Below are 5,022 nucleotides of genomic sequence, written 5' to 3' on the forward strand. Positions count from 1 at the left end.
GGGGAAGTTGGGGACTGGGAAAGAGTTTGACTAATTACCAATTACCAATTACCAATTACCAATTACCAATTACCAATTACCAATTACCAATTACCAATCACCAATCTCCAATTACCAATTACCCATTACCTATTACTTAACTCGTTTCCTGAATTTGTAAGCGGATAGTGTGTTCTGTTGTACCGCTTAATTGCAGTTCCATGATTTCGCCACCGAGGGGTTCTATGCAGGTGAGGAGCGATCGCAAATTGGGCGTACTTGCACCAGTATCCACATATAACCTGTCCGCTAAACTACTAATTTTTTTCCAGGTCATATACAATTTGCCAATGGTTTGTTCAATTTGCGATGCTTGATTTACCAAGTCAGCAGCAATACTTAAACAACCGACTCTTTGCGCTTCTTCTAGTGCAGTTTCAATATCTACATCTTCCGCTATTAACGCTTGCACTTGGGCCGCAGATTTGAGATATTTGGCTAATTGTCGGGCTTCTGAGGTAGCTTGTTTAACAGTATCAACGTCAGGATTGGCGGCTATATCCCTTTGTAACGCCTTTTGGTGCAATTCGGGCAGTTTTTCCATTTCCTTGACCAGAGGGGCAATGTAGCGCGGTGGCAGACTGTTATCTGCGGCTTTTTCCCTAACTTCTTCTGGTAATAAATCGGAGGACATGGCTGTCCATTCGTCACTGAGTTGACGGACTTCTCTGCGGGTAATGCGATCGCCTTTCTCCGCAGCTTCACTGACCATCTGTTGTACTTCTGGAGACGCTTTGGCGGTTTCTACAAATGCCCGTTTACTAAAGTTATTAACCGTATCTGGGTTCAGTTTGCCATCTGATATCAAGGTATCAGCACTATTGGCTAATTGAATCCAACTATAGGCTTGAGTCTTACTGATTTCGCGTTCTTTGAGCCATTTAAGAAAACCCGCACCGCGTCCATCTCCGCCCTTTTTCTCTCGGTCACGGATAGCGCGTAAAATGCGACCACGCCAAATTTCTGTTTGTAAATCAAAGCGATCGCATACCTGCCATGCTACATCAAGTTGTTGTAAAAAGTCGGACTCAGGAATTTGTTCATCTTCTGGATCAGGTAATGCAAAGTCTAAATCTGCTGGCTGTTGGAGTGCAGCAGCAATGTCATTCATAGAGTCGGTATCTTGCACGATGGATAGCTGGTTGTAGTATGCGATTTAGCTTATATTCACACAATTTACTATTTTGACAATTGGTGAATCAAGCAAGTAAGTATTTTACTTTAAAAATTAAATTTTAGGGGACTGGGAAAATGAGAAAATGGAGATGCTGATAGGTGGAGCAAATAAAGGAGCTAAACCCCGTTTAGGTTGAAAACCATAGTTTTACAGCAAATTGTCATCAAACGTGCTACAGATGGAAAGGGTTAAACCCATTACTAAACTTCGTTATACGATTTATTTTTGTAGTGGGTTTGATCGAAAACTGCTGTAAAAGTAGTGGGAGCATCTTGCTCCCTGGGGGTAGTAGCTGCTGTAAAAGTAGTGGGAGCATCTTGCTCCCTGGGGGTAGTAGCTGCTGTAAAAGTAGTGGGAGCATCTTGCTCCCTGGGGGGTAGTAGCGGGCAAGATGCCCGCACTACTCCGGGTTTCAAAATGGACGAGGTTTAATAGAAAATATTTATCTTCGCTTTTAGCTCTTATTCTGTCACCTGTCACCCGTCACCTGTCACCTATTCCCTTATGAAACAAACTGCGAAAATCCTTGATGGTAAAGCATTAGCCGATAAAATTCAGCAAGAACTTAGTGAGACAATTAGCAAATTACAAGGTAAAATTGGGCGATCGCCTGGATTAGCGGTATTAATGGTGGGAGATAACCCCGCATCAGCCGCTTATGTTCGCAACAAAGAAAAATCCTGTGCCAAAGTCGGAATTACCTCTTTTGGTAAACACTTTCCTCCCGAAACCAGCCAAACCGAACTAGAGGAAGTAATTGCCCAACTCAACGCAGATGATCAAGTAGATGGGATTTTAGTCCAGCTACCCCTTCCCAATCATTTAGATGCTGTCAGTCTACTACATCAAATTGCCCCGGATAAAGACGCTGACGGACTCCACCCTGTGAACTTAGGAAGACTGGTACGAGGTGAAACCGGTTTACGGAGTTGTACTCCTGCCGGTGTGATGCGATTGTTAGCAGAATATAGAATTCCTTTACAGGGCAAAAAAGCCGTAGTCGTAGGACGGAGTATTTTAGTAGGGAAACCGATGGCTTTGATGTTATTGGCAGCTAATGCCACAGTCACAATTGCCCATTCCAAAACCCAGGATTTACAAGATATTACCAAAGATGCGGATATTCTCATTGCTGCCACCGGGATTCCGGGAATGATTAATGCCCAGATGGTAAAACCGGGCGCAGTTGTGGTAGATGTGGGAATAAACCGGGTTACAGATAGCAATGGTAAAAGTCGGTTAGTTGGTGATGTTCAGTTTGAAGCGATCGCTAATGTGGCAGAATATATTACTCCTGTTCCTGGTGGTATCGGTCCAATGACAGTAGCCATGTTATTGCAAAATACTGTTTCTAGCTATTTACAAACCACAGGCAACTGAGAAATAATTTTTGTGAGTGTTTCCGCCCCAAAGCCCCGTAAAATTGGTACACAGATCACAAACAGCCCAATATTTTGAACAGTCAAGAGGAATACAAAGCATGGTAGCAACGGATAAAAGATTGGAAACCCCAAAAAAATCAGAGTCGGCTAGTTTTAACCTCGCTATCTATCTCAAAGAACGACAACAGCTTTGCGAACAAGCTTTGGATAATTCCATTACCGTCGTTTATCCAGAAAAGATTTATGAAGCCATGCGCTATTCTCTCTTAGCTGGAGGTAAACGAGTTCGTCCTATTCTCTGTCTGGCGACTGCTGACATGATTGGTGGCACAATAGAAATGGCTATGGCTACAGCCTGTGCTGTAGAAATGATCCACACCATGTCATTGATTCATGATGATTTACCCGCCATGGATAATGATGATTATCGTCGCGGTAAACTCACAAATCATAAAGTTTATGGTGAAGATGTGGCTATTTTGGCAGGAGATGGTTTATTGGCTTTAGCCTTTGAACACGTAGCCGCCCAAACTCCTACAAATGTACCTAGGGATAGAGTTTTACAAGTCATCATTCGCCTCGGTAAAGCCTTGGGTGCGGCTGGCTTAGTCGGTGGTCAAGTGGTAGATTTGGAATCGGAAGGTAAGTCAGATATTTCCTTAGAAACCCTGAATTTTATTCATAATCATAAAACCGCAGCTTTGTTAGAAGCTTGTGTAGTTTGTGGGGGAATTATTGCTGGTGCATCTGCCGAAGATGTGCAAAAATTAACTCGTTATTCTCAAAATATCGGTCTGGCTTTCCAAATCATTGATGATATTCTGGATATCACTGCTACCCAAGAGCAGTTAGGTAAAACCGCTGGTAAGGATCTCACAGCCAAGAAAGTCACCTATCCTAGTCTGTGGGGAATTGAAGAATCTCGCGCTAAAGCCCAACACCTAGTTGCTGAAGCTTGTACTGAATTAGCATCCTATGGTGAAAAAGCCATTCCTTTGCAAGCGCTCGCTCACTTTATCATCAGCCGCAATAACTAAGCCCAATTGTGGATTTTAACTAAATTTTGGCTTCTACTGCCGTTTTTCCTCCATACAATCACTGCTTACACTTACTAACTTCACCAAAATACCATGCAGGACATAGGCGAAATTGTTAACAACCGGGTGCTGCTGGTTGCGCTTGTAGCTTGTTTTGTAGCTCAAGGATTAAAGCTTATCGTTGAGTTAGTCAAACATCGTAAATTAAACGTGCGTGTTTTAGTAACTACTGGAGGTATGCCCAGCGCCCATTCAGCCCTAGTAACAGCCCTAGCAGACGGCGTTGGCCAAACTTTAGGTTGGGCATCTCCAGAATTTGCTCTAGCTACAGTTTTTGCTATCATCGTTATGTATGATGCCGCTGGAGTGCGTCAAGCTGCTGGTAAGCAAGCAAAAATCCTCAATCAAATGATTGATGAATTATTCCATGAAAAACCGGACTTTTTTCAAGACCGTCTCAAGGAATTATTAGGACATACACCAGTTCAAGTTATCGCTGGTTCAGTTTTAGGTGTAGCTATTTCTTGGTTAGCGCGGGCTGTTTATTAGTTATTAGTTATTGGTCATTGGTCATTGGTCATTGGTCATTGGTCATTGGTCATTAGTCATTGGTCATTAGTCATTAGTCATTAGTTAACAAACAACGGATAACCATCAACGGACGGTTGAGCGCAGTAACACTACTTTGCGACCATCTGCTAATATGGCTACAAATCCGCTTTCGCTGAGTTTTTGCAATGTGTTATATGCTTCCTTTTGATTGGTAGTATAAACTGCCAACAGGTAAGGGCGTTGTCCATAGGAGACAAAACCCACATTACCTTCTACGGATTTTTGCAAGCTACTAACCATTTCTGGACGGTTAAAATAATCAACCAGAATTGCATAACCTTCCCCTAATATTTTGGGGTTATAGGTGATTTTTGAAGTTGGTAATTTTGGTGCTTGTTGAGGTGCTTGTTGAGGTGCTTGTTGTGTAGCGCGAGTGGTGATAATGGCAGATAAACCAACTATATTCTGAATATACCTTGCCCAGCGATTGGCATCATCAATATTTTTAAACCCACCAATTCGCGTTACTGTTTGATTATTATATTTGCAAGTAACTGTTTTTAATTCAGTCGGTAATGCACTACGCAACTGCTTTTGATTTTCAGTTGTGGGACTTACTACTAATAATAAATATTCTCCCGCATTTGGTGGTTGACAATTAGTAAGATTTTGTTGAGCAATAACAGGATTGATATTGCTAATTAAGGGAGTAACTGCTAGTAATAAGGCACTTGGTAAGATTGTTAATATTTGCATAAATTGGTAATTGGTAATTGGTAATTGGTAATTGGTAATTGGTAATTGGTAATTGGTAATTGGTAATTGGTAATTGGTA

6 protein-coding genes are annotated in these 5,022 nt (G+C 41.9%); 3 read left to right on the forward strand and 3 right to left on the reverse strand.

Annotation, left to right across the window (positions count from 1 at the left end):
• Positions 1-136 precede the first annotated feature (136 nt).
• Both PN450_RS20310 and PN450_RS20315 read right to left on the reverse strand, forming a co-directional pair.
• Entirely contained in the window at positions 137-1,168 is a 1,032-nt protein-coding gene (locus PN450_RS20310) for a hypothetical protein (RefSeq protein ID WP_015079163.1), read from the reverse strand.
• A gap of 248 nt (positions 1,169-1,416) precedes the next feature.
• Complete coding sequence (locus tag PN450_RS20315) at positions 1,417-1,617, reverse strand: hypothetical protein (RefSeq protein ID WP_271837372.1); 201 nt, start codon at positions 1,615-1,617, stop codon at positions 1,417-1,419.
• A gap of 103 nt (positions 1,618-1,720) precedes the next feature.
• Between PN450_RS20315 and folD the strand changes: the two genes are divergently transcribed.
• The 3 genes from folD (at position 1,721) to PN450_RS20330 (ending at position 4,184) form a co-directional block, all read left to right on the forward strand.
• Positions 1,721-2,596, forward strand: a complete 876-nt coding sequence (gene folD / locus PN450_RS20320) for a bifunctional methylenetetrahydrofolate dehydrogenase/methenyltetrahydrofolate cyclohydrolase FolD (RefSeq protein ID WP_213711435.1) — start codon at positions 1,721-1,723, stop codon at positions 2,594-2,596.
• A gap of 100 nt (positions 2,597-2,696) precedes the next feature.
• A complete protein-coding gene (crtE, locus tag PN450_RS20325) occupies positions 2,697-3,635 on the forward strand; it encodes a geranylgeranyl diphosphate synthase CrtE (RefSeq protein ID WP_213711434.1) in 939 nt (312 codons plus the stop codon).
• A gap of 93 nt (positions 3,636-3,728) precedes the next feature.
• Entirely contained in the window at positions 3,729-4,184 is a 456-nt protein-coding gene (locus tag PN450_RS20330) for a divergent PAP2 family protein (protein WP_015079166.1), read from the forward strand.
• Between the two features lie 105 nt (positions 4,185-4,289).
• Here the strand turns inward: PN450_RS20330 and PN450_RS20335 are convergent, their stop codons facing one another.
• The gene (locus tag PN450_RS20335) at positions 4,290-4,943 is read right to left on the reverse strand and encodes a hypothetical protein (protein WP_271837373.1); all 654 of its coding nucleotides are present in this window, start codon (positions 4,941-4,943) and stop codon (positions 4,290-4,292) included.
• Positions 4,944-5,022 lie beyond the last annotated feature (79 nt).

Origin of the sequence: Dolichospermum lemmermannii CS-548, assembly GCF_028330815.1 — a bacterium.
GTDB lineage: Bacteria > Cyanobacteriota > Cyanobacteriia > Cyanobacteriales > Nostocaceae > Dolichospermum > Dolichospermum lemmermannii.

Coding starts and splice junctions, on each gene's coding strand:
- folD (WP_213711435.1), top strand. CDS start 1,721: ATGAAACAAACTGCGAAAATCCTTGATGGTAAAGCATTAGCCGATAAA.
- crtE (WP_213711434.1), top strand. CDS start 2,697: ATGGTAGCAACGGATAAAAGATTGGAAACCCCAAAAAAATCAGAGTCG.
- PN450_RS20330 (WP_015079166.1), top strand. CDS start 3,729: ATGCAGGACATAGGCGAAATTGTTAACAACCGGGTGCTGCTGGTTGCG.
- PN450_RS20335 (WP_271837373.1), bottom strand. CDS start 4,943: ATGCAAATATTAACAATCTTACCAAGTGCCTTATTACTAGCAGTTACT.